Genomic DNA, 23,736 nt, shown 5'->3' on the forward strand with positions numbered 1-23,736 from the left:
ATGGTATCGGTATGCTACGGGCTTAAGCGTGTGCGTGCTGTTGACGAAGGTGGTTGACGGCCCAGATAGCGGCCTGTGTTCTGTTCTTCGCACGGATCTTGCGCAAGATCGCCTTTACGTGAACCTTCACGGTCGCCTCGGCGATGTCGAATTTGCGTGCGATGAGCTTATTCGACTCGCCGTCCATGAGACAACGCAGGATCACCGTCTCTCGGGACGAAAGACGCTCCAGTTGCTGCTGTTCGGTGATGCCGGTCAGATCGGAAAACTCGACATTGGTTGCCAGACGATCATGGCCGTTGGTGGCACCGTTGGCGTGGTGCGCTTGCATCGGAGTCTTTTCTTGACCCAACACAAGAACAGCCGCCGGGAAAACTGGTTCGCCCAGCATCACCAGATCGAGTGTCTTGATCAAAGCCTCGCAGCTGATCGTCTTGAGGAGGTAAGCATCGACACCTGCGTGGAATGCGGCCTGGACCTGCTTCAGATCATAGACATCGACCAAGACAACGATTTTCGCACTGGGTTGTGCTTCCTTGAAGGCTTGGACATCGGTCACGAAGTCCGCATTCCGGCTGGATGTGCCGATGATCAGCATCGGATTACATCCCGGGGGTATCCGAGCTTCGCTCAGATCATTGAAATTCGTCGACGAAGAAACGACGCTATATAGCGTCTCGGACAGAATGCGCGCCAAGCCCTCACGCAAGAGCATGTTGGGCTCGACGAGCAATGTCGCTGTTTGTTGGGGAGCTTGCGCTCTCCGCGGAAATTCTATCGGAGAAATATCCGTGGACCGGCGGCGTGGAATAGAGGCGGATGGCAACATCGGACCATCAAGTGTAATTTGATCGTTATACTTGCGCATATCAGAGCCTTTCTGGCCCAATCTTGAAACAACGTTTCAAGCGTTTATCCACGTTAACTAAAGGGTAACCTAAGGTACGCTCCCGTACAAACGTTTAAATATGCAAATTGTTGCTTGCGTCAACGAGCACGTCGGTTTGCAGGACGCATATGAATAACTTTCCGCCGGTATACGTTCCCAATTTATACTAAAGGATAGGATTCCGGTGTGTGTTCAATTTTTGATTGCGGCGAGTCTCTAAGGCAGGTTGATTGAATCGGCATATACATTGACTGATTGAGGAAATTTCAATGAAGCCGATCGTTGCAGCAGCGCAATTTTTTTGAAATTGCGACGTTTTGTAGCGAGCAGCTCTCGGCTGAGGCTCTACCGCTTTCGCGCCGCTCCCGGTTGCTGGACAGGGTGCAACGAGGCAATTACACAGAATACTGCCTGTTCGGAGGGAGCAGGAGGTGGTCGCAATCGATCATGATTCCGCCGCACGCAGAATAGGAGCCTCTGCTTTTGAAGATGCGGTGTTTTTTCAATCTCGTACGAGAGGACGAGATTATTCCGGATCCAGTAGGAATAGAGGTCGAGGACATCGTTCAGGCCCGTGTTCAGGCTCTCCATGCTATCGCGGAGATGCGTGAAGAGATCGGCGATGCCATCGGCAATTGGGAAGACTGGCAGCTACAGGTCGTCGATTCCGTCGGGCGGACGCTTTTCACCGTCGATCTGAGTTGATGGATCGCTTGAGGAGTCTTCTGTCGCGGACCCGGTTCGCGATGCCGGGGACAGTTGACTGAGCACTTTAATCACATGACGACGGATACCATCGGCGCTTGACCGCTTCTCGTTGGGACCTGGGTTGCCCTGACCGCTCATCGAGCCGGCTCCCGTCAATGATGCCCGCCTAGCTCCAATGGATAGAAAGTACGGCCGTTCGTTTTTATTGCCGTTGAACTTTCCGATAAAATGAGCGGGATCCATCCCGCTGTCTGTTGCCGGCCACAGGATCTCGTTGTCAGGACGCTTAACGATCAGCTCCTGTTCGAAGATCCGATGATCGACGCTTCCGATTGTCACTCCAAAAAGGGCACTGCCCGATTCGAATAGCCATTCAGCTCGCAGTGAAGACTCGCAGTGAAGAGAGGTGCAATTTCACCCTAGATGAGCCTCGCCAATGCGCTTTGCGAACTTTAGGCGGCCGGCAATTTACAAACCACTGCGGATTGGGATTACCCGCTAGTACCTTGGAGGTATCAAGGGGCTAATTCTCCCTTGCTTTCCGGCATGTTCGCCTCGAACGAGAGGACATTTGATCCTTCCTTTACGGAATGACACCTCGTCCGGTACAAACACTCCCATCACCGAAAGGAGTACCCCTAATTCAATCAAGCTGCGCTTTAAGAACTACGCGTCCCGCGTGTTGTTTCCATAAGGCGGATACCACTTTGTTGACATTGCTTCAGATGGTCAAAAATCAATATTTCAGAAAGGCAAAGCTTCAAGCCAAAGCTTTTGCCAAAGATGAGATAAGTTTTGTTTCAACAAGAAGTCCGCAATAAACAAAATTTGATCTGTCGAAATTCAGAGAACGGCGCTTTTTAGCGAATCGCTCTCTGATAGATGTATTGTATTTCGTAGGCGTGAGGATCCCTGAGGAGGGATTATACATGAATAGCAAGCTTGTTCCGCCCGCCGTATCGTCGGCTCTTGTTCAGGAGGTATCCAGCGGGGGCGGTTCTTTTGTTGAATCTCTCATGCCCGCCGATTTGAGTTTTCGCTGGGCGTTGCAGGGAGTGAAAAGGGCGTTCGATATCACCGGGTCCTTACTATTACTGTTCCTCGCGCTTCCGTTGCTGGCGGTGATCGCATTGCTGGTTGCGATAGACGGCGGTCCTGTCTTCTTTGCACATAAGCGGATCGGGCGCGGCGGTGAGGTGTTCGGATGCCTCAAATTCCGAACCATGATCCTCGACGCCGAAAACTGTCTCAACGAGTATCTCTCCTTTCACCCCCATGCCGCGATCGAGTGGCAGCGAGATCAGAAGCTCACATTCGATCCGCGCGTTACGGCGATCGGCCAGTTCTTGCGGAGCTCGAGTCTCGACGAGTTGCCGCAACTCATCAATGTGCTCCTCGGCCAGATGAGTCTCGTCGGTCCCCGTCCGGTGACCACCGGGGAGCTGGCTCATTATGGAAACGTGCTGGACCTCTATAAGAGCGTTCGCCCGGGAATCACTGGCCTCTGGCAAGTCAGCGGGCGCAACGATGTGGGATACGCAATGCGTGTGTCTCTGGATGAGCGCTATGTGCGTGATTGGAGCCTGGGCCTCGATTTTAAAATCCTCTTCCGCACTCCGCTCGTCGTGCTGTCGCGCCGAGGTGCCCGATGAGCGCGACCGTGACCGAAATTCCTCACCGCGCGCCTTGGCAAGCGACCGTCAGTGTTCTGATGTCGACCTATGCAAAGGAAATCGCGGGCAATCTTAGAGCCTCCCTCGAAAGCCTCTATCAACAAACCCGTCGGCCCGATCAGATCGTGCTGGTCGTGGACGGGCCTGTGGACCAGGCACAGGAAAACGTCATCGCGGCTTATTGCAACGATCAGCGTGTAACTTCGTTCGAGTTGGTCCGGTTGGACAAGGCGTCCGGCCTGGCCTGTGCGATGAATGCGGGCCTTGAATACTGCACCGGCAATTTCATTCTTCGCATGGATAGCGATGATCTCTGTGATCCGCAGCGCATCGAGGTGCAGTTGGCCTATGCCCGCGCGAATCCCGATCTCGACGTCATTTCTTCGTGGAGCGAGGAGTTTTTCGACGACGGTTCCCCGTCTCGACTCAAGGTCTCTCCCGTCAGTCACGATGCTGTCTTGAGTGCGCTGCGGTGGCGCAACGTGATTGTCCATCCCACGCTGCTCGTCAAAGCCGACCGCCTTCGTCTCGTAGGGGGGTATCGAGCACAATATGGCATGCTTGAAGACTACGATCTCTTCGTGCGGCTGGCGCAGAGCGGTGCCCGGTTCCATGTCATTCCGAAGGTGCTCGTCCGGGTTCGAACGGGTGCGGCTCTGCATAGCAGACGTGGCGGATTGCGATATTGTCTCAAGGAAATCCGCTTCCGTATCGATTGCCTGACCTCAGGTTTCCTGAGCTTCCGTCAGTTTATGGTCGTTACGCCGATGTACGCAGTCTTCCGCCTGGTTTCGGGGCCTGTGAGACGACAACTTTATGCGTTGGCGCGCACCTAACATTTTCGCAAGACGCCCAGCATCTTGGGAAACAGAAAGCCGAGAAGCGACCATGGATGAGATTACCCCCAGGTTCAACATGTCTCTCGATACGACCACGCGCGCATGGCTGAAACGTCCGGCAAAACGCAACCTGCTGCGCGACGATCTTCGCATGCATGCCCAACGGTTCATGATCGGCTTCACGGTTGTCGTGCTGACGGCGGCGGTCGTATGGCCGCTGTTGCCGCGCCGCTACGAGTCTTACGCCACCTTCGTGCTGCGACCAGCCGATGAGGAGGGGCGTGGTGATCGCGCACCAGCGTTGAGACAATCCCTGGACGAGAACGCGATCCAATCTGAAGTCGATGTCATTAGTTCGCCGGCGATTGCAGCCACAGTGATCGATAAACACGGATTGATCGACGATCCGGAGTTCAACGGGCGGCTGCGCAGCTGGACGCGGTGGTTCAAATCCTCCAGCGGTGGGGGGCAGGTACAGGCAGAGATGCGGCAGAAGCTCCAGCAGCATCTGAATGTCTCTCGCGATCGGCGCTCGTACACGGTCAAGCTCGGGTACTGGTCGTCCGACCCTGCGAAGGCTGCCGCGATGACTTCTACGCTTCTGTCTGCCTATGTGGACAATCAGCTTTCCCGCAAACGCCAGAGCATCGATGCTCTGACCCGCTGGCTCAATGAGCGTGTCGCGATCTTGCGCTCCAAATATGAGGCTTCGTCTCAGGCGGTCAACCAATTCATGGCGCGATCGAATTTGATCGATAGCGGGGCGCAGATCGCGCTTGAGCAGCAGGTCACGTCCCTGAGCACGGAAGTGGCACAGGTTCGTGCGCGCGTCATCGAAGCAAGGACGCGCGCCCTGGCTCTGTCTCAAATGCAAAAAGCTGGATTGCTCGAGCAATCGCCCGATGTGTTGGCATCGCCTTCGATTCAGCGATTGAAGGAGAGCCTTGCCGCTACCTTCGCGAAGCCCGTCATTCTTTCGCGCGATCTTCAAGCAATCAACAACGAGATCACGACCGAGGCCAATCGCATCTGGCAAGCCGCGGAAGTGGAAGCACAAAGCTGGGCCCAGAGAGAAGCGCTGTTGCAGCAAGAAATCCAATCGCTGCGCGGTGCTATCGCGCAGCGGCGCGAAGCGGAAATCAAGCTCGATGAGTTGCGCCGTGAGTCCTCGATCGACAAAACGGTTCTCGACGAGGCCTTGACGCGCCTGCGGGACCAGACCGCGCGCGCGGATGCCTTGCGGCCCGATATCGAGGTTCTCGCTCTGCCCGAGACACCGCTCCGCGCCGTCTCTCCGGATCCGTTCCTCGCTGCCGTCGGAACGCTGCTTCTCGCGACCCTCGCCGGGCTCGTCATGATTTGGCGACCGGTTACGGCGGCCGTGACCGATCTCGTGCGGGGGCGGGCATGATTGAACGGCCACCTTCGGGCCGTCTACCGTTGGTCTGGCTGCCGACGGTTATCGCGCTCGGATGGGTCATGCTGCTCACGCAGGCGGCGACGTATGGCAATTTCGTCTACGCCGTTCCGCTTCTGCTTGTCGGCGCGACCTTGGGCGGACTCGTCTTCATCAAAGCTGTTCAGGGAAACGCGCGCGCCATAGCGCTCCTGCTGTTCTTCACGGTTTTCTTCCTGAGTCTCAACTTCCGGGTTCGGCCATTGGGAGAGGTCGGTCTCGATTGGCAGAACGGAACGAAGTTCGCGACATGGGCGGCCGTTGTCACTATTGCTGTGCTGCGGTGGCGCGAGATTATCTTTCTTTTCAAAGAGCCGGTCATATCGCTCGCGCTTGCCTACGCTTGCATGGCGTTTGTATCGGCGATGTGGTCGGAGGTGCCAGCATATTCCGCTGCGAGTGCTTTCGGCTTGCTTGCCTATATCGCGCTGGCCTGCATGCTGGTCGTCGACCTCGGTGAAGACGTCACGCTTCGCGTCATGATGTGGTCTCTTCTTGCCTACATCGTTTGTTCGATAGCGGCCATGTTCGTTGTTCCGGACATCGCGTGGCTGCCTCCTTCCGTTGAAGAGACCACGTGGCGCTTCCGTGGGTTATCCGGACATCCGAATGTCCTCGGTCAGCAAGTCGGAATCTTCATCGTGCTTGCGGTGATCAACTACCATCGGCGATTGATCTCGTTACCTCTTTTCTCCACGCTGGTTCTTGTTGGCGTTCTCGTCCTCTTCGCCGCACAAAGCAGAACCGCGCTTCTCGCTATCGGAGCTGCGGGTGGACTGATCTTCCTGCGCCAAAGCCGTTTTGGCCCAGCCGTCGCCTTTCTCACGGTTGGGGCCCTTGCTGTGCTGGTGCTTGCCATCGCTCTCGGAGGGCCGGGTTTCATCAAGAGCTTTCTCGGGAGCTTCAGTCGTACCGGCATTTCCGACGAGATCTTCACGCTGACGGGGCGCACCGAAATTTGGAATGTCGCATTACAAAGATGGGCCGAGAAGCCGCTTCTAGGATGGGGATTCAACGGAACCGAAGATCTGATCGCGCGAAGCATTCGGCCGGCCTTCAACGGTAATGCGGTCAATGCCCACAACATGTTCCTGCAGAGCCTTCTTTCGCTTGGGTTCCTGGGTTCCATTCCAGGATTCGCTTTGCTGGCCATTCTCTTCGCACGATTTTTCGTTCGGCCGGACCTGACACGCGACTTGATTGTCGTGTATCTGGTGCTGAATGGCTTGGGCGAAGTCGAGCTGTTCGCGACGCCGGTGCTGCTCACGCTTGTTTTCTTTTGGGCCATCGTCCGCGAAGGCGACAAGACGTCCGACGTCCCGCAACCACGTGCCGGACACGCATTTTCCTACGCAGCGCAATCCTACCGATAGGAACGACGATGACAGGAAGCAGCATACCCATGGATGTCAGCGCGGCACCCGACGTGAATAGCGTTTTTCATCGCCTTGGAGCCAGCCTCTCAGGTGAGGGGACGAGCAGGTCGCAAATTGCGGTGGCGCCCGTCTCGTCGGATGAGAGCGTCGTGCCGAAGGCGGCTGCTAGTAAGGTGCTGCTCTGGCATTGGGGGCGAGCCGGAGCGGGGTCCAAATTCACTTACGAGCTCGTTCGCGCCTTGAAGAGCGTGCCGGGCATCCTGCCGTTTCTTGCCGCTTCCGAAGGTTCGGAACTTGCGGCTTTCGCACAAACGATTCCCGACGTTCCTCTTTGGGTCATGCAAACCTTTCAGGGCAACAAGGAGACATGGGCCGGCAAACTCGCTGCCGCGCGTGGTCTTTTGGGGTTGCCGCGTATCAAGCGTCAGTTCCGCCGTGCCATGGACGAGAGCGCGGCGGATGTCGCGATCTGCACGATGCAGTCCATCTGGGATGCCGCTTCCATCGCGATCCTGAGACGGCGTGCGAAGCGTTTCATTTTCGTGCTGCATGATGCGAAGTTGCATCCGGGGGATTGGTATCCGTTCCGCCAATTGGTGATCCAGCGCCAGGTCGAGGCTGCCGACGCTCTGATCGTCCTGTCGGATCACGTGGGACTTGAGGCGCACAAGATTTACGGTTTCCCGCGCGACCGCATTTGGACGGTGCCGCACGGATCCTTCACCTATGGTTCGGATCCCGTCACGCCACGGCATTTTCCGCAAAACGGGTCGGTCCGCCTGCTCTTCCTCGGGCGCATTGTCGCCTACAAAGGACTGGGCCATCTCCTCGACGCCTACAGCATTCTCCGGCAGCGCGGCGTGCCTGTCGAACTCGATATCGTCGGCTCCGGCGACATCGAACCGTATGCGTCGCAGATCGAGGGGTTGCCTGGAATCTCTCTCACGAACAAATGGGTCAACGACGACGAGATCGCCGATGCATTGTCGCGTTCGAATCTCGCTGTGCTCCCGTATATCGAGGCGAGTCAGTCAGGCGTTGCGGCAACAGCTCTGACCGCCGGTCTTCCCATTGTCGCAACGCCTGTCGGTGGTCTTGTGGAGCAGGTGGATGATGGCAGAACCGGTGTGATCGCAAAGGGGATGGCCCCGAGCGATCTTGCCGATGCCATCGAACGGTACGTTCGGGATGCGCAATTCTATGAGACATGTTCCGCCAATGCCTTGCGGCTTGCGCAGGATCATTTGGGCTGGGGCGGTATTGCCGAGCGCATTGGGCAGATCGTCCAAGAGGTAATCGCTCGACCAGAGAGGCGTAACGAGCGATGCCAACCGGTATAGGTCCGGATGCGGCGACGGCGGAGCCTCTATCCCTGCCAAGTGCAATGCAAGGCTTACGCCAGAGCCGGGCATTGGCATGGCTCGGGTTTCCCTTGGCCTATGCCGCCGGCACGTCGATTCTCAGCATCATCAGCGCGGGTACATCGCTTCTGGCGCCGTCTTTGCTCGGCCCTTCGGCATTCGGAGCGTTCGCTCTGCTCTCCAGTCTTTTTCAGTACGCAGGAAAATTCGATCTCGGTCTGTCGCAACTCGCCGATCGGGAGTTGACCGCTGCGAAATCCGATGGGGAGGCGCAGACACGCAGCGCCGAGATCTTGCGCGCGAGCTGGGCCGTCGGCGGGGCGATCCTCATTGTCGTGTTGCCTCTCGCCGCCATCGTCGCCTTCATGACCGGGCGTTTGTCGGCGCTGGACACTTCGCTGGCCATTGCCGGCGGAGTATTCGCCATGATCGCCAACACGCCGGTGACGCTTTATCGAGCGCGATCTCATATTTGGGAATTCACAGCGCTGGCGCTGTTGCTTCAGGTGGGTATGACGGCACCGCGTCTTGGCGGCATACTCTATGCGGGCGTCACAGGCTGTTTCGTCGTTCTCCTCGTCTGGTACGGTATTCTCGCAGGAACGCTCGCTCGACCCTTGCTTCAAACGCGCCGCATCTCCATAGCGCCGATCTTCTCGGTTCTGCGCACGGCGATGCCGCTTTTCGTCTTCAACGTTTTGTGGCTCGTCTACATGACGGCCAACCGTTGGATCGCGGCGATCTTCTTGTCATCTGTCGAACTTGGTCTGTTCGCCTTCGGCGCCAATCTCGCCTTTATCGGCATCGGTCTTCTCTCGACAATCGCACAGGTTCGGTATCCGAAGCTTCTGGCGCAAGCCGTGCATTCGCCGCGTGGGGCTTGTTCTCGTTTGATCGAACGAGAAGCGCACGTGGTGGCGCTTGGCCTTGCGGTCGTTGCGGCCATCGCCATCCTGATCGCCGGGCCTTTGATCGACCGGGTCTTTTCGAATTACGTCGATGCGACGGCGATCACGATAGCGTTCGCGATTTCCTGCATTTCTCTTGGTGTCGTCGCCTGGCTGATCCCGATCGCCATGGCGCTCTCGCAACGCCCCCGACGGGAAGCGCTTGCGATCTTCGTGCCAGGATACCTCATTCTCGTGGGCGCGATGTTCGTCGGCGACAGAATGGCCGGCGGCAATGGGCAAGCGTGGGGATGCGCGTTTGCAGGGTTGACGCTCATCATCAGTCTCACTGTTCTGATGCGCGTTCATGGACTGCTCGCGAAGGGAGCCGCTTTCAGGGTCATCGCTGTTCAAACCATCCTTGTGGTTGGATTGTCAGGTGCCGCCTGGCTTTTCCCGCCTGCACGCAGTCTTGCCGTTCCTGCCCGTCTTCAGGAGAGCCACGCTGTGCCGCCGGTCGGATGGAAGCTGGCATTCGCGGACGATTTCCGAAGCCTTCGCCTCTGGGACGGCTCCAGTGGTGTGTGGGAGCCGCACTATCCTTGGGGCGGGCGCACCAATCCGCCGAATAAAGAACTGCAATATTACGTCGACCCACGAGCCGGACGGGAGGCAGGCGATTTCAACAGTCTCAATCCGTTTTCCATCGAAGGGCCAGGTCTGATCATTCGGGCGCGCCCATCGCAGGGCAAGGTCGATTTTCCCTATGTCTCCGGGCTTCTTACGACCGCGCGGAGCTTCTCGATGCAATACGGCTATGCGGAGATCCGCGCGATGGTGCCGCGCGGAAAAGGTCTGTGGCCTGCTTTCTGGCTCGCCCCGGATGATCAGACCTGGCCTCCGGAACTCGATGTCATGGAGGTGCTCGGCGATAGAACACGAACGATGTTCGTCTCCATGCACACACGTTCCTTCGGCGAGTATGTACAGGCGCAGGCGCGCGTTTCGACGCCGGATCTGTCGGCGGATTATCACACCTACGCCGTTAAATGGACGCCGGAAGAAATCGTCTGGTATTTCGATGGACGCGCCGTCGGATACACGGTGACGCCATCCGACATGCATCGACCGATGTATCTGATCGTCAATCTCGCTGTCGGCGGTCATTGGCCGGGCACGCCGGATTCCGCAACGCGGTTCCCTGCGGAATTCCGCATCGATCATATTCGTGTTTTCACTCCGCCTGTTCCGTTGAAGAGGTAAAAGGGAAGGGATTTTCCGTGTCCGACAGTGCTTCTCCAACGCGCTTCCCGTCCTCAGTTTCGGTGGCTATGACCGATACGAAGCGGGAGGCCAATCCTCTTGCGCCCCCGGCAGACGAGAATGGGGCGATGGCGCGTCGACACAACTTGTTCGCGAAGGGCTTTGCGCTGATCGAGGCCACGCGCGCGGATCGTTGGCTGCGGCCCTTCGCACAGGGAGATGGCGTTATCCTGATGTTCCATCATGTCAGACCGGCGCGGGAGCGTCCGTTCTGTCCCAATCAATACCTCGAGGTGACGCCTGAGTTTCTCGATCTGACGATCAATGTGCTGAAGCGAGAGGAGTTCGACATCATTTCTCTCGACGAGCTTCCACAGCGGTTGAAAACAGGCGGTTCGAGCAAGCCATTCGCTGTGTTGACATTCGATGATGGTTATCGCGACAACATCGAATATGCGTGGCCGATCATGAAACGTCACAATGTGCCGTGGGCGGTGTACGTCGTTCCGGACTTCGCCGATGGGCATGGACGTCTTTGGTGGCACGAGATCGAGGCGGCCATTGCACGATTGGACGCGATCCAGATCACACTCGATAATGCCACAGAAACTCTCGATGTTCGTACTCTCGACGAAAAGAACGCGGTGTTCGAAAGTCTTGTTCAGCGGTTGAAGGCCGGGCCGGAAGAGCGATTGCGCGCCGTCGCGGGCCAGCTCGCTGCGCAAGTAAACCTCGATCCCGACCAACTCGTTCGCGACAATTGCGCGACATGGGACGAACTACGGGTTCTGGCGCAGGACTCGAACGTGACGATTGGATCGCACACGATGTCGCATCCGATCCTCGCGCGCCATGACGACGATTTCGTGAGCCGGGAAATGGTCGACAGCAAGGCCTTGATCGAAAAGCGGCTCGGCATTTCGGTTTGCCACATGGCATATCCCCTGGGGGACCGGAATTCGGCGGGTGATCGAGAGTTTCGACTCGGTAAGGAGACCGGATTTGCTACCTGCGTGACAACGAGGCCGGGGCATGTGTTCCAAAAGCACGCGCAACACCTCACAGCTCTTCCCCGCGTGTCGATCAACGGACTCTACCAAAGTGAGCCGGCCTTGCGCGCGCTTTTATCCGGTGTGCCGTTCCTTCCTTGGGAGATCGGCAATCTGGGGCTCAACCGGTACTGAAGGCCCTCCCGTTAACTTAAGGAAGGCTTCTTGAGGCCAGAAAGACGGTCCTGCCTTGCCAAAGCCACTTTCCTCAGCGTAACAATATTGTTGCGCTCCTTACCCATCTGTCTAAGGGAAGGCGTACTCGGGGAAGGAGGAACCCATGGTAGCCGTGCTTTTCGCGCTACTCATAGGCGGCATCGTCGCTTTCGCGGCGGCGTGGACGACCTTTGGCCTTCTTCCGGCGATTATTGCGGCTCCCTTCGGAGGCAGTTTGTTTGCAGGCGCCGCCGCCATCGCCATAGCTTCACGCAACCGTGCCCGCCATCAGAGTGAGCGGCTTGTGGCCGTGGAAAGTAAGACTGGTCGTTTGGCCAAGTCCGCCTGATCCTGGCGCAATACGTATCCTTTCCCCCTTTGAAACAAAAAACTCCGCTTCACCCGGGAGTGAAACGGAGTTGGCCATACGGCCGAGAGAAGTTCGCGCTCAGAAGAAGAAGTAATCGTCCTGCGGGTGCATTTGTGAAGGCGAAACGTGATCGAGGGTGGTGACGACCTTCATCGCCGCCGTTGCGCTTGCCTTGAACTTCACGACGGTATTGCCCTTTCCATCCGCGAGGAAAAAGAGTCGTCCGTCGGCTACGGGATCAGAACCGGTGTACCCGCTGAAAAGGCCACGCAGATCGAGCATGTCAGTGCCAGGCGTGAAGTCCGTGACGTGACCGGCACGTACGGGAGCCTTCGAGAAAACGAAGACGTCCGTGCCCGATCCGCCGCTGAGCGTGTCCGCATAGGAGCCTGCAAACAGAATATCGTCGCCTCCACCGCCCTTGAGGATGTTGTCGCCGACGCCATTCGACTTGATGCGGTTGTTGAGGCTGTTGCCGATACCGATCTGATCGCCCTTGCCGGTCAGGATGAGGTTTTCGACATTTGCCGGCAAGACGTAGCGGGCGAGGTTGGTCTTGACTGTATCGATGCCCTGGCCCGCCTTTTCGACGACCTTGTCGGCGATGTTCTCGACAATGTAGGTATCGTCACCTTTGCCGCCGGTCATCCGGTCGCCACCTTCCTTGCCGTCGATTAGATTGCGGCCGGAGGTACCCGTGAGAATGTCCCAATCATAAGTTCCGTTCAGCGTCTTGGTCGGCTTGGCGCTCGTCTTGAGCACGAAAAGACTCGAGGGCGTACCCGAACCGGGGTTGTCGCTGGTATCGGTGCCTGAACCGGTCCCCGTGCCCGTGCCCGTGCCCGTGCCGCCGCCCGCCGCCGCGCTGTAAGCCCGGATGTAGTCGATCTGCATCGTTGCAGGGAAGCTTGTGCTTCCGTTCGGGCTGCCGGGCCAATCGCCGCCGACGGCCAGGTTGGCGAGCATGTACATGGGTTTATCCATGCCGGCCGGTGTCGCCGTTTGGAACACCTTTTGCCCGTCAAAGTACCAGGTGATCGTGTCCTTCTGCCAATCGACGCCATAGGTGTGGAATCCGGTCGTCATTCCGGAAACATTGATCTCCGTGCCCATCGATTGGTTGTTGCCGTAATGGACGGTCGTGTTGAGAACGTTCGGCTGGCTGCCGATGACCTCCATGATGTCAATTTCCGGCGGCCAGGAGTAATCCGTTCGGAGTAGCCAGAACGCTGGCCACAAACCTTGCCCGGCCGGAAGCTGGGCGCGCATTTCGAAGTAGCCGTAAGTTTGGCTGAAGGAATGATTGGTCGTGATCATTCCTGAAGTGTAGTTATACCCGTTGACGAACGGTTTGATCGAGGTGGGGGTGGGCGCGGCGGTGATGTTCATAGCACCGTTATTGATTTTGTAGGTGCCGAGCCCTTGAGTGGCACTGTAATTGGCGTTGATATACCACTGCTGTTCGTTGTTGCTCTCGTTTGTGCCCCCATTGGCTGCCGTCCAGGGATAGCCCGTATCCCAAATTCCACTTGAGCCATTCCAATAGCTGAACGAGTTGAAATCCTCGTTGAAAGTCAATGCTGCCGTTCCGGCAAGATTGTTAGGATTGATAGTCATTATTGCCTCTTCAACAATTTTTAATAAGTAAATCGACTGTATCTGCGGGATTTATTTGCTGTATTGAATTTCGAACTACAAATTTTAAGTTCAGTTTATTTGAAGCAAGCGCGGCCTTTGTACCACCAATAGCGCATCTATATTGAAATGCAGATTGTGCGCTACCGTACGTTTCTTTGATTTCACCCAGTGACGAAGAGGTCGATAATTCTTTGAAGTTCAAAGAGTTCCGTCTCATTTTTTGATTCGCCTCCGGGCGACGGTCGAAGAAGTTAATGATTTCTTAATTCAAGCCATTCCCTTGGGTTACCTCAATCGGATTATTGAAAATCGACGGCGCTTTCTTCGAACATGATTAACGCGATGTCGGCAGACCTCTCGTGGATGCATCAATAGTTGAAAAATACTACTTTTGATTGCGGTTTTGCGGAAAACCGGATGGCGTCGGCCAATCAAGGCTCATGGCCCGTCATCTGTGCGCGAGGAGAAGATACCCAGCGCTCAGAGCGCACAGCACGTAGGAAAGGCTGCGCAGATAGGGTCGGCTGAATTTGAAAATCAGGTACGAGAGAAGCATCGCCAGCACGAGATTCCAGAGGCTTCCAGCAAGCCTGCTGAGGCCGGTAAAACCACTCGCTTCATTGAGAGTACTGAGACTGTCGAGGATCCATATCCCCGCAAAAAAGAGGCTCGCGATCCACCATCCGTAGTGTTGCCAGGAATAGGGAAGGCCGGGAATATTCTCCGGGCAGGGATCTGCAATTTCGAACAGCTCATCATCGTGCCGCTCATGAGGTTCTTGAGGAAAATAGGCCATGATTTATGCTTTGATGCTCAGCAAAGCGAAATCGTGTAACATTACTTATAGTGCTTGCCACCTCTTGGAACGGAGAGGAATCTAAAGGAAAATGAAGCCATCGAAGTGATGAGCTAAAGACACCGCCGCTTCAGCACTAGAAGGCGGAAGTCGTCGCAAAGGATAGGTACTTCGCTATCCCTTGGACGGCTCTATCCTAACGTTGAGGCAGATCAAAAAATTCACGCTTCGGTGGTGACTGTCGCCTATCGGCTCAGCAGTTCCATGAGTCCGGCGCCGGGGGCGAGCAGAAGAAAAGCCCAGACGAACGAAGATGCCCAGTTGGCGAGTTGAAAAAGGACCGGTGGCATGAGGAAGATGCCCGCGACGAGTGGGATCACCGCCCGCGCCGGGCCGAAGAACCGCCCGATGAAAACCGCCCAGGGGCCGAAGCGAAGAAAGAAGTGCTCTCCACGCGTGATGAGATGAGGGTTTCGCGAAAGGGGCCATACGCCATAGGCGGCTGTTTTGAAGCGTTGGCCGATGGCGAACGAAACCCAGTCGCCGGCACCGGCACCGACAGCCGCGCCAAGCCAGACATGCCAGAAGGGGATGTCCATCGTCGTCAGCAAGAACCCGACTGTCACGAGAATTGCTGTCGCCGGCAGCAGCAGCGACAGAAAAGCCAGCGACTCGCCAAAGGTCAGAAGCCCCACAACAAAGGGCGCATAATCCTGATTGGCGCGCACGAAAGCGACGAAGGCGGCCTTGATGGTCTCGAAGTCCATAGAAACGGCGATCCCGCATGTCTGGAGAGGTGGTGAATAGCACGGTCTGTCATATTCCGTGATCAATCAGATCACATCGCGCAATTTGATGCAGCGCCACTGATGCGCTAACCCGAAGATCTCATCTTGGGCATCAGTCATGAACATTCTCTCGATTCAGTCTCATGTCGCGTACGGTCATGTGGGCAATGCTTCGGCGGTTTTTCCGATGCAGCGCCTCGGCGTGGAGGTTTGGCCCATTCACACGGTGCAGTTCTCGAACCACACGGGCTACGGTTCCTGGAAGGGCAGGGTTTTCGACGGGCCAGCCATCGAGGATCTGGTCGAGGGGATCGGCGAGCGGGGTGTACTGTCCCAATGCGACGGCGTGCTGTCCGGCTATATGGGGTCCGCCGATATCGGCAACGCGATCCTTGGGACCGTTGCAAAGGTGCGGGCTGCCAACCCGGATATGCTTTATTGCTGCGATCCTGTGATTGGAGATGTGGGACGTGGTGTGTTCGTGCGCCCCGGCGTTCCGGAATTCCTGAGGGAGCAGGCTGTTCCTGCCGCTGACATCCTCACGCCGAACCAGTTCGAACTCAACTATCTCTCCGGCATCGAGACGCAGAGCAATGACGCTCTCAAGCGGGCGATCAGCGCGGTCCACGAGCTCGGGCCGAAGGTTATTCTGGTAACGTCGGTGGAGACCGGCGAGACGCCCGCCGGCTCGGTCGATCTTGTCGTCGGGGACGGTGGGCGCTTCTGGTCCGTGCGCACGCCCAAGCTTTTGGTCAACGTCAATGGGGCAGGGGATGCGATTGCGGCCCTCTTCTTCGTTCACTATGCGCGCAGCCGCTCCGCGGTGACGGCGCTCGTAGAAGCAGCGTCTTCGATTTACGGCTTATTGAAGCGCACGGAAGCGGCGGGAGCGCGCGAAATTTTGACCGTTGCCGCACAAGACGAATTCGTATCGCCGACCTATCGTTTCCAAGCCGAAGAGATCTGAACCGCCATGACCCGCCCCCTTTACACTCTCGATGTGTTTACAGGCACGCAGCTTGCCGGCAATCCGCTCGCTGTCGTTCTCGATGCCGAAGGGCTCGACGACAGCCGCATGCAGGCAATCGCGGGTGAGCTCAATCTTTCCGAGACGGTCTTCGTGTTTCGCGCGGAAGATCCACGCCAGCGCGCCGATATCCGCATCTTCACCCCGAAGCGCGAACTGCCCTTCGCAGGTCATCCGACCGTTGGAACGGCGGTGCTTCTTGCGCTGCTCGACCGTAAGGGAGAGCCGGGCGCGCTTGCTTTCGGCTTGAAGGAGAAGGTTGGCATCGTCCCCTGCGCAGCCGAGATCGACAGTGACGGCAAAGGGCACGCGCGCTTTCGCCTTCCGCGACTGCCCTTCGTTTGGGCCGAGGGCAAGGAAGCCTCGCAATGTGCGTGGGCACTTGGTCTCGACCCTTCCGAGATCGGTTTCGATCGACATGTACCGAGCCGCCATTCGGCCGGCGTGGCCTACGATCTGGTGCCGGTCAACTCGCTCGATGCTCTGGCGCGGGCCAAGCCGCAAAGCGAAGCGTTCGATAAAGTCTTCGGCGACAGCGACCACCCCGCGCCTTACGTCTACACGCGTTCGCAATCGGCGCAGGGGCTGACGTTCCGCGCTCGCATGTTCGGTCTTGGGATGGGAATCCCCGAGGATCCGGCAACGGGTTCTGCGGCCGCTGCTTTCGCAGGCGCGTTGATGCAATGTGAACCGCTCGGCGATGGTGAGCACAACATTCTCATCGAGCAGGGCTTCGAGATGGGACGTCCGAGCCACATCGCACTTCAGCTCACGATCAAAAGCGGCGCTCTTGTTTCTGCTGAAATCGGTGGAAACGCCGTTCTCGTGAGTCGTGGAGAGCTCCTCCTATGAACCAGGAGATCCTGATCGCGCGCGTCGCCAGCGTCGAGGCCCGCGTCGAAGTCATGGACTGGCCATGGGCGCTCGAAAACCGGGAGCGGATCGAAGCCAATTGGCAACGCCGCAAGGCGCTGAAGCCCAGGATGTTCAACGGCCGGGTGCTCGCTGTTCGCGACATGGAGCTGACGGCTGACAAGTGCTGCATGATCTATTCGGAGATGGACTATTCCGATTTCGTCGGCTGGCTCGATCTTCCTCAGCGCGATACCGGTGTCGCCAACGGATTTGCCGTCGGTGCTCTGCAGGGCTCCGATGGCGCCTTCATCTGTGGTGTCATGGCCGAGCACACGGCCAATGCGGGGCGTGTCTATTTTGCTGCCGGAACGCCGGATCGTTCCGATATCAGGTCTGATGGCACTGTCGATCTCGCAACGAGCCTCACGCGCGAGCTCGAAGAAGAGACCGGTTTAGCCACCGGCTATGCGGTGTCGGAAGATTGGATCGTCGTGCGCCGTTGGCCAGCGGTCGCGCTGGTTCGGAACGTTGTCGTGCCGGAGCCGGCTGAAGTGATCGCCGAGCGGATCCGCGCCGAAATCGCCCGGCAGGACGAGCCGGAATTGTCCGATGTGAAAATCGTGCGCGGGCCGCCCGATATCGATCCCAAGACGATGCCGCAATGGCTCCAGACATTCTTCGAGTGGCAATTTTCTCAGCGATAGCCGTAGCGGAATTTTGTGGCGTTGAGCATGCGAATGGCGTCCGCATTTCGGCGCGCCGCGCAGACGGCTGAGGCCTGGTCGATTTCCTTCACGGCGTGATTGTAGACCGAGACATGGACGTGGCCCATCTGCCGGTCGTTATCCATGATGGCTTTGTAGCTCTCAACTTCTCCCGCGCACCCGGCGGGAGTGACGGCAGCGGTTGAAGGTGGGTCCGAGGAGTTGGTCCGGTTGCAGGCGGCGAGCGAAACCACGGCCAAAATCGCGAAAAACACAGCCCCGAAACCGTTCTTCATGAAGAATCCCCTTGCAGGACGAGCATGCGGTAATGGTCTAGCTTGGGCTCGGCGCGGCGGTTTCAAGACGCCTTGCCCCTTCGAAGCGGCTTGCCAGACGGGCAAGCGGTCGATAAAAGCGATTTCATGCGTCGCTTGATTGCGAGGCTTCCCAGGAGGATCGGGCCGCGATGTTCATCGGCTCCGCCAGCGCTCTGACGACCCTTGCCGCTTCCGCGGCCGGTCGCGCGCGCCTCCTTGGCCTTCTTCTCCTTAGTCGCCCCTGAGGGTCGGCTGGGCGTCAACGCCTGGGCTCTCAGGGGTTCGAAAAATCGAAACCACTGGAGCGCCTTGAGCGCAGCTCCCCTTGAGAAGGCTACAAAATGTCAGTTTCCACCGGTTCGGCCAAAGATCACGTTCTGATTTTCGACACCACCTTGCGCGACGGCGAGCAATGCCCCGGCGCGACCATGACCCTGGAAGAGAAGCTCGAAGTCGCCGAGCTGCTCGATGTGATGGGTGTCGACGTGATCGAAGCCGGCTTCCCGATTGCGTCCAACGGCGATTTCGAGGCGGTCTCGCTGATCGCACAGCGCGTGAAGAACGCGGTCGTCACAGGTCTGGCACGGGCCATTTCCGTTGACATCGCTCGCGCAGGCGAAGCCGTTCGTAACGCCGCGCGCCCGCGCATCCATACCTTCGTCTCCACATCGCCGATCCATCTGGAGCACCAGATGCGAAAGAGCGAAGAAGAAGTTCTGGAGATCATCACCACGACTGTCGCGCAGGCGCGCAACCTGATCGACAACATCGAATGGTCGGCCATGGACGCGACGCGCACGCCCATCGAATATCTGTGCCGCTGCGTCGATGCCGCGATCAAGGCCGGTGCGACCACCATCAACCTGCCGGATACGGTCGGCTATGCGACGCCCGATGAATACCGCGCCATGTTCAAGGCCGTGCGCGAACGTGTGCCGAACGCGGACAAGGCAATCTTCTCCGCTCATTGCCACAACGATCTGGGATTGGCCGTCGCGAATTCGCTGGCGGCGCTCGAAGGCGGCGCGCGGCAGATCGAATGCACGATGAACGGCATCGGCGAGCGTGCAGGCAATGCGGCGCTGGAAGAGATCGTGATGGCGATCCGCACCCGTGGCGATGTGTTGCCCTACGAGACCCGCGTGGAATCGACCATGCTGACACGCGCTTCGAAATTGGTTGCCGCCGCGACCTCGTTCCCCGTGCAATACAACAAGGCCATCGTAGGCCGAAACGCCTTCGCACACGAGAGCGGCATCCATCAGGACGGCATGCTCAAGCACTCGCAGACCTACGAGATCATGACACCGGAATCGGTCGGGGTGTCCAAGACCTCGCTCGTCATGGGCAAGCATTCCGGTCGCGCTGCTTTCCGCAACAAGCTGACGGAGCTGGGCTACGAATTGGGCGCGAACCAGTTCGAGGACGCATTCGTGCGTTTCAAGGAATTGGCCGATCGCAAGAAGAACGTTTACGACGAGGACATCGAGGCCCTGGTGGACCAGAATCTCGCCACCGCGAACGACCGCATCAAGCTGGTTTCGCTTTCCATTGTCGCTGGTACGCGCGGCCCGCAGCGCGCGACCATGAAGCTCGATGTGGACGGACGCATCGTCACGGAGGAGCAGGAGGGCAACGGCCCGGTTGACGCGACCTTCAACGCCATCAAGGCGTTGGTGCCGCATGAGGCTGCTCTCGAACTCTACCAGGTGCACGCGGTCACTGAAGGCACGGACGCGCAAGCAGAGGTGTCGGTGCGGCTGACCGCCGACGGCCGCAGCGTGACTTCCCGCGCTGCCGATCCGGACACGCTCGTCGCCTCCGCCCAAGCCTATCTCGGCGCACTCAACAAGCTCGTCGCTCGCGGCGTACGTGTTCACGCCCACGCGGCGGAATAAGTGGGGAGCGTGCTGATATAATCACGCTATAGATATCGGGCAGACGCTTACAGCGTCTGCCGGTTTTATGCGCGTGACGCGCGGCGGAACACGATGATCTGTCCGCGCCCACTGGCGTCAGGGAGACGGGCCATCTCCTCGAAACCAGCCTCCGGCACGGTGCTCATTAACGCCTCTCGCAAGTCGTTGCTGGGAAGCCATTCCAAGGGCTGCGTGCTATCCGGCGTGAAAAGGATCGCGTAGGTCGCTTTCTTCATCGCGGATGCGTGTTGCTGCATTTTTCCAGCGATGTACGGAGCTGCCCATTTCGGATGCGCGGAGCCACGCTGGATCAAGGTGTATTGCAGTGACGAGGGATTCACGTACTGCGCAATGGGGCCCATATAAACGACTTGTCTCTTGAGGTCCGGAATGGTCGAAAGAACATCGACGACACGATCCAGGCTCGCGCGTTCTGCGTCTGCAACCTGTTGCAAACTCATCCCGATAAGATCCGTCCGGGTCAGTTTCTTTTTGACAGAGGCCCGAAAAATATCCGCCACACCAATATCGGTTGGTGCATAAGTCGGAAGTCTGAATGTAACCAACGCGCCGAGAAGGAGGGCGATCGTCACGGTCAACGCGGCCGTTGGGTGGCCTTTCTCTCGCGCAAAGCGGCACAGCCACACGGCGCCCACGGCTAAGCCGACGAAAGCAAAACCCGTGAAGCCCAGTCCAATCCATGAGCTTCTGGTGTTCGTGAAAGTCAGGATGAAATAGGCAAGTCCCGCCACGACAACGGCGCTCCCGATGCGATAGAGGATATCCCATCGTGCAAAAACAACATTCCAAGCCAGAGCTGCGGCAAGAAGAGCAAGGGTGACGAACAGCCAGCCGCCAATTGTCGGACCTGCACCAACACCGATGAGATAGTAAGCGAGCCTCTCGGGAAGGGGCAGGGGCCCTCCCCATACAACGGCGGATGGGGCTTGCGTGTTGTGATAGATATACTGGAAGACATGCTGATAGCCGACGACATAGTAAGGCGCGGCGAGCAGAAGAGCGATCCCGAGAGTCACTCCGCTTGCGGTTGCAAGCTTTCTCCAGGCTTTAGTGTCTCGAACCGCTGGTAGGGCGGCGAGTCCGACTGACGCAAACATCACGACAAGCGTGAGCGGCAGGAACGAGGGTTTCGCGAGAAGCGCCGCACCGAACAATACGCCTGCGCCGGCCTGAATACACCCCCGCTCAAGCCATGGCATGAGAACTGTCATCATTGCGCCGGAGGCGAGGAAGACGCCGGTAAATCCGTCAGGGCGAAACTCGACCGTGAGGAAATATGCGTAGGGCATGAGCAGGAAGGCGGCTACCAGCAAAGCCGATAGTCGGATCGGAAGACCACTGACGGCGAAGAATAGGCGGATGATCAGAACAAGCGGTAAAGCGGTTGCCGCCGCCGCTGCCCATGGCACAGTGCCGAAGACTGTGAAGCCGAACATGGCGAGCGCGGTGTAGAGTGGCGAATGCGGTGGAGTTTTGATGTATTGGTTAAGCCCGGCGACCACACCCTCATCGTGAATGGTTTTCAGGCGCAAGATCGCGTCGTTGAAATAGCCGACATCGTCATAGGTGGGAGGCAGCAACAGGCGCCCGCCCCATAGCGAGGCCTTGATCTGCAGAACCACAAAGGCAATCGACAGAAAGATGGCCCACGCCCATTTCTCGCCGGGTACTTCAAACCGGAACCCCTTGTCCGTAGAGGTTTCTAAAGAGGGCACTGCTTTTCGATGCTGCATATTTCTGCCGCCGAGAGCGCTTTGCAAAGGGTAATGTCATTTTGTATCATTGCATTTGACATGCCCTATTTGTTTTGCCAAGCCTCACCTATCCGGGACCCGGGAAGAGCCCTTCATTGGCCGTCTGGCACCGGCAAAGCGCTTGGCGGCTTGACGGTCGAGAGCACGAAGCTTGACCGCACGTCTGCAACGCCCGGCAGCGGGAGCAGACGGTTCATGGTGAATTCGCCGAGGCTCTCGATATCCTCGGCGACGGCATGCACCAGCAGGTCGACTTCTCCGGTCAAGGCGTAACAGGCGACGACCTCGTCATAGCTTTTGAGGCGTTCCACGAGGCGCGTGCGCCAACCGGGCTCCGATTGTTCAAGCTTGATGAAAACGAAGGCCTCCACTTCAAAGCCGAGAGCCTTACGATTGACGAGCGCGCGATAGCCCTCGATCACGCCGTCATCCTCCAGCGCCTTCAGGCGTCTCAGGCAAGGGGAAGCAGCGAGCCCGACTTCTTCAGCCAAGGCTGCATTTGTGATGCGTCCGTCGTTCTGGATCACTCTGAGGATCCTCCGGTCAGAGGGGGAGAGGGGGCGTCTTTTTGTCATCGGATATCCAAGTAAGGTCATTAAATGACCTAGTGTGCAGCTTTATGAGGTCAAATGGGCGCATAGTGACCATCCACAGGTGATATTGTTTCGCTGTAGGACGGAGGAACGCCATGAGCATAGCAACCGGCAGCGACGACCCGCGCGATTATCTCGTCAATCAGGGCTTTGAGAGCTACACCGAAACGGATCATGCGACCTGGCGCACGCTCGCGCGTCGTCAGCGTGAGATTCTGCAGGGACGGGTCGCCGATCAGTTCCTGGAGGGGCTCGACCGCCTTGGCATCGGGGAGGAGGGGATTCCCGATTTCCGCGTCATGAACCAGCGCCTTTCGGCTGCAACGGGGTGGGAGGTGGTTGCCGTCCCCGGCCTCATCCCCGACCTCGCGTTTTTTCGCCTCCTCGCCGACCGCAAATTCCCCGCGGGATTCTGGATCCGAAAGCCGGAACAGATCGACTACATCGAGGAGCCCGACATCTTTCACGACGTGTTCGGCCATGTGCCTTTGATCATGCAACCGATCTACGCGGATTATCTGGAGGCTTACGGCAAGGCCGGCCTCGTCGCCGCCGAGAAAGGCGCTTTGAAGCGCTTGGCGCGGTTGTATTGGTACACCGTCGAATTCGGGCTCGCTCAAACCCCCCAAGGTCTCAGGATCGTCGGGGCCGGTATCGCCTCATCCCCCTCCGAGACGATCTTCGCTTTAGAGAGTCCTTCTCCAAATCGGGTCGCCTTCGACCTGGGCCGGGTCATGCGCACGCTTTATCGGATTGATGATTTCCAGGAGACGTACTTTGTCATCGACGGGATCGAAGCCTGGCCATCCCTCGATCTCGACCGACTCATCCCGCTCTGGCAGGAATTGGAAGCTCAGGAAGATATCAAGCCCGGCGAGCTTCAAGCGGAAGATCGCCTTCTGACGAAGGGCGACGGCAGCTATCACCGGGCCAAAGCAAAATCTGCTGCATGAAGCACGAAAACGTGCTCCGAAGGGTAGACAGGGGCCGCGCCGTTTGTTACACGCACGGCCTCTTCAGCGGAAACCAAGCCGCCGAACGAATTAAAGTGTCTTTCACCAGACACTTAGAAGTAAGTGGGCGCATAGCTCAGTTGGTAGAGCAGCTGACTCTTAATCAGCGGGTCCTAGGTTCGAGCCCTAGTGCGCCCACCACTTATTTCCCAAGAATTTCAGAAGATTGAGAAGCGGGCAAAAGCGCCCGATGTCGCTGGCTTTTGTTCTCAGCTTGTTTTTGCATTCTTCCTCCGGAGCATCGCGCGTTCGGTCGTTCGTGTCGTTCAGGAGAGAGTTTCTTG

At 57.9% G+C, this 23,736-nt stretch carries 21 protein-coding genes and 1 tRNA gene; 15 read left to right on the top strand and 7 right to left on the bottom strand.

The window, feature by feature from the left end; genetic code table 11:
- Positions 1-22: 22 nt before the first annotated feature.
- On the bottom strand, positions 23-889 hold the full coding sequence (locus tag AB4072_RS07965) for a LuxR C-terminal-related transcriptional regulator (protein ID WP_441966906.1): 867 nt from the start codon (positions 887-889) through the stop codon (positions 23-25).
- A gap of 489 nt (positions 890-1,378) precedes the next feature.
- On the opposite strand from AB4072_RS07965, the gene AB4072_RS07970 reads away from it, so the two are divergent.
- The 9 genes from AB4072_RS07970 to AB4072_RS08010 all read left to right on the top strand — a co-directional run bounded on the left by AB4072_RS07970 (position 1,379) and on the right by AB4072_RS08010 (position 12,006).
- Positions 1,379-1,594: a DUF6894 family protein gene (locus tag AB4072_RS07970; RefSeq protein WP_441966907.1), complete on the top strand. Its 216-nt coding sequence runs from the start codon at positions 1,379-1,381 to the stop codon at positions 1,592-1,594.
- A 932-nt stretch (positions 1,595-2,526) separates the two neighbouring features.
- Positions 2,527-3,249 (top strand): sugar transferase, encoded by a 723-nt coding sequence (locus AB4072_RS07975; RefSeq protein ID WP_441966909.1) that lies wholly within the window; start codon positions 2,527-2,529, stop codon positions 3,247-3,249.
- On the top strand, positions 3,246-4,106 hold the full coding sequence (locus tag AB4072_RS07980; protein ID WP_441966910.1) for a glycosyltransferase: 861 nt from the start codon (positions 3,246-3,248) through the stop codon (positions 4,104-4,106). The genes AB4072_RS07975 and AB4072_RS07980 overlap by 4 nt, the downstream gene beginning before the upstream one ends.
- A gap of 52 nt (positions 4,107-4,158) precedes the next feature.
- Positions 4,159-5,520 (top strand): GumC family protein, encoded by a 1,362-nt coding sequence (locus AB4072_RS07985; RefSeq protein WP_441966912.1) that lies wholly within the window; start codon positions 4,159-4,161, stop codon positions 5,518-5,520.
- Complete coding sequence (locus AB4072_RS07990) at positions 5,517-6,938, top strand: O-antigen ligase family protein (protein ID WP_441966913.1); 1,422 nt, start codon at positions 5,517-5,519, stop codon at positions 6,936-6,938. Before AB4072_RS07985 ends, AB4072_RS07990 begins: the two co-directional genes overlap by 4 nt.
- Before the next feature lie 8 nt (positions 6,939-6,946).
- Positions 6,947-8,281, top strand: a complete 1,335-nt coding sequence (locus AB4072_RS07995) for a glycosyltransferase family 4 protein (RefSeq protein WP_441966915.1) — start codon at positions 6,947-6,949, stop codon at positions 8,279-8,281.
- Positions 8,266-10,452 carry a family 16 glycosylhydrolase gene (locus AB4072_RS08000; RefSeq protein WP_441966917.1) on the top strand — a complete coding sequence of 729 codons (2,187 nt, stop codon included), beginning with the start codon at positions 8,266-8,268 and terminating at the stop codon, positions 10,450-10,452. The genes AB4072_RS07995 and AB4072_RS08000 overlap by 16 nt, the downstream gene beginning before the upstream one ends.
- A 128-nt stretch (positions 10,453-10,580) precedes the next feature.
- A complete protein-coding gene (locus tag AB4072_RS08005; protein ID WP_441967270.1) occupies positions 10,581-11,636 on the top strand; it encodes a polysaccharide deacetylase family protein in 1,056 nt (351 codons plus the stop codon).
- A gap of 145 nt (positions 11,637-11,781) precedes the next feature.
- The gene (locus AB4072_RS08010; RefSeq protein ID WP_441966918.1) at positions 11,782-12,006 is read left to right on the top strand and encodes a hypothetical protein; all 225 of its coding nucleotides are present in this window, start codon (positions 11,782-11,784) and stop codon (positions 12,004-12,006) included.
- A gap of 99 nt (positions 12,007-12,105) precedes the next feature.
- Here the strand turns inward: AB4072_RS08010 and AB4072_RS08015 are convergent, their stop codons facing one another.
- The 3 genes from AB4072_RS08015 to AB4072_RS08025 all read right to left on the bottom strand — a co-directional run bounded on the left by AB4072_RS08015 (position 12,106) and on the right by AB4072_RS08025 (position 15,228).
- Positions 12,106-13,644: a family 16 glycosylhydrolase gene (locus AB4072_RS08015; protein ID WP_441966920.1), complete on the bottom strand. Its 1,539-nt coding sequence runs from the start codon at positions 13,642-13,644 to the stop codon at positions 12,106-12,108.
- Positions 13,645-14,113: 469 nt separating this feature from the next.
- Positions 14,114-14,461: a hypothetical protein gene (locus AB4072_RS08020; RefSeq protein ID WP_441966922.1), complete on the bottom strand. Its 348-nt coding sequence runs from the start codon at positions 14,459-14,461 to the stop codon at positions 14,114-14,116.
- A 245-nt stretch (positions 14,462-14,706) separates the two neighbouring features.
- The gene (locus AB4072_RS08025; protein WP_441966923.1) at positions 14,707-15,228 is read right to left on the bottom strand and encodes a DedA family protein; all 522 of its coding nucleotides are present in this window, start codon (positions 15,226-15,228) and stop codon (positions 14,707-14,709) included.
- A gap of 139 nt (positions 15,229-15,367) precedes the next feature.
- Here AB4072_RS08025 and pdxY point away from each other — a divergent pair, with 139 nt between their 5' ends.
- From pdxY to AB4072_RS08040, 3 genes are read left to right on the top strand one after another with little or no spacing between them, the layout of a single operon-like run.
- Positions 15,368-16,216 carry a pyridoxal kinase PdxY gene (gene pdxY, locus AB4072_RS08030; protein WP_441966925.1) on the top strand — a complete coding sequence of 283 codons (849 nt, stop codon included), beginning with the start codon at positions 15,368-15,370 and terminating at the stop codon, positions 16,214-16,216.
- A 6-nt stretch (positions 16,217-16,222) separates the two neighbouring features.
- Positions 16,223-17,128 carry a PhzF family phenazine biosynthesis protein gene (locus AB4072_RS08035; protein ID WP_441966927.1) on the top strand — a complete coding sequence of 302 codons (906 nt, stop codon included), beginning with the start codon at positions 16,223-16,225 and terminating at the stop codon, positions 17,126-17,128.
- Complete coding sequence (locus AB4072_RS08040) at positions 17,125-17,835, top strand: NUDIX hydrolase (protein WP_441966928.1); 711 nt, start codon at positions 17,125-17,127, stop codon at positions 17,833-17,835. The genes AB4072_RS08035 and AB4072_RS08040 overlap by 4 nt, the downstream gene beginning before the upstream one ends.
- Here AB4072_RS08040 and AB4072_RS08045 read toward each other — a convergent pair.
- Entirely contained in the window at positions 17,826-18,131 is a 306-nt protein-coding gene (locus tag AB4072_RS08045; protein WP_441966930.1) for a hypothetical protein, read from the bottom strand. The genes AB4072_RS08040 and AB4072_RS08045 overlap by 10 nt on opposite strands.
- 362 nt (positions 18,132-18,493) lie before the next feature.
- Between AB4072_RS08045 and AB4072_RS08050 the strand changes: the two genes are divergently transcribed.
- Entirely contained in the window at positions 18,494-20,050 is a 1,557-nt protein-coding gene (locus tag AB4072_RS08050; RefSeq protein ID WP_441966932.1) for a 2-isopropylmalate synthase, read from the top strand.
- A 65-nt stretch (positions 20,051-20,115) separates the two neighbouring features.
- On the opposite strand, the gene AB4072_RS08055 is transcribed toward AB4072_RS08050, so the two are convergent.
- Both AB4072_RS08055 and AB4072_RS08060 read right to left on the bottom strand, forming a co-directional pair.
- Positions 20,116-21,807: a hypothetical protein gene (locus tag AB4072_RS08055; RefSeq protein WP_441966934.1), complete on the bottom strand. Its 1,692-nt coding sequence runs from the start codon at positions 21,805-21,807 to the stop codon at positions 20,116-20,118.
- A 131-nt stretch (positions 21,808-21,938) separates the two neighbouring features.
- Positions 21,939-22,442 carry an Lrp/AsnC family transcriptional regulator gene (locus AB4072_RS08060; protein ID WP_441966936.1) on the bottom strand — a complete coding sequence of 168 codons (504 nt, stop codon included), beginning with the start codon at positions 22,440-22,442 and terminating at the stop codon, positions 21,939-21,941.
- A gap of 92 nt (positions 22,443-22,534) precedes the next feature.
- On the opposite strand from AB4072_RS08060, the gene phhA reads away from it, so the two are divergent.
- Both phhA and AB4072_RS08070 read left to right on the top strand, forming a co-directional pair.
- A complete protein-coding gene (phhA, locus tag AB4072_RS08065) occupies positions 22,535-23,392 on the top strand; it encodes a phenylalanine 4-monooxygenase (RefSeq protein ID WP_441966938.1) in 858 nt (285 codons plus the stop codon).
- Between the two features lie 125 nt (positions 23,393-23,517).
- A tRNA-Lys gene (locus AB4072_RS08070) sits at positions 23,518-23,593 on the top strand.
- Positions 23,594-23,736: the final 143 nt, after the last annotated feature.

The organism is Microvirga sp. 2MCAF38, from assembly GCF_052115485.1.
GTDB lineage: Bacteria > Pseudomonadota > Alphaproteobacteria > Rhizobiales > Beijerinckiaceae > Microvirga.